Here is a 646-nt window from a genome sequence, read left to right on the forward strand (position 1 = left end):
AGGTACTCCTGCCCAGTGAAGCCGCTCGAGTCTGACGCAACCAGAGGCATCACTGTTGATTGCCACTGAGAACTGACCCAGTTTGACGGGATATTTCCATCTGTCCCGGATCAGCACCCTTGAGACAGAACTGGTTTAATTGAGAAGAGAGGATCTTCGGCTCATCGTAGCTCATTCAAAGGAAGTGAGGACGAGACAAAATTCCGGGCCGCAGGCATCGTCGGCCTAGAAGACGATCAAAGACATCCGCCGCGCCACGCGCAAGCACCACTCGGCGAGGGATAAAATCCGCATCGTGCTAGAAGGGCTGCGGGGCGAAGACTGCGTATTCCACTGATCGTCTGCACGGCAGCCTAAACGTAAAACCACCCATCAGTCGCCTCGCCCTATCCGAGGACTACCTGTTGAGGCTCCACATCTAGTCGTTTACAGAGAGCACCATGATCGGATCGGCGATCTTTTCCGGTGCGATTTCCTCGCCGAGCGGCAGGACGGCGGTGCCCACGGCGAAAAACTCGATCACATGGGTCTGCCAGCCATGGCTGCCTTCATGGATTTCAAGGCCGACGACGCCCTCGGCTTTCGCGGCGGAGGCTTCGGCCTGCATGCGCTCGATGGCGATTTCCCGGGCTTCGTACATCGCAGC

At 57.6% G+C, this 646-nt stretch carries 1 protein-coding gene; it reads right to left on the reverse strand.

All coding sequences use genetic code 11. From position 1 onward, the window contains the following. Nucleotides 1-418 precede the first annotated feature (418 nt). Nucleotides 419-646 (reverse strand): heavy metal-binding domain-containing protein (locus AC1D06_RS42715; protein ID WP_477991641.1); only part of this gene is annotated, 228 nt, incomplete at its 5' end.

The organism is Rhizobium sp. P2_G2 (assembly GCF_056403555.1).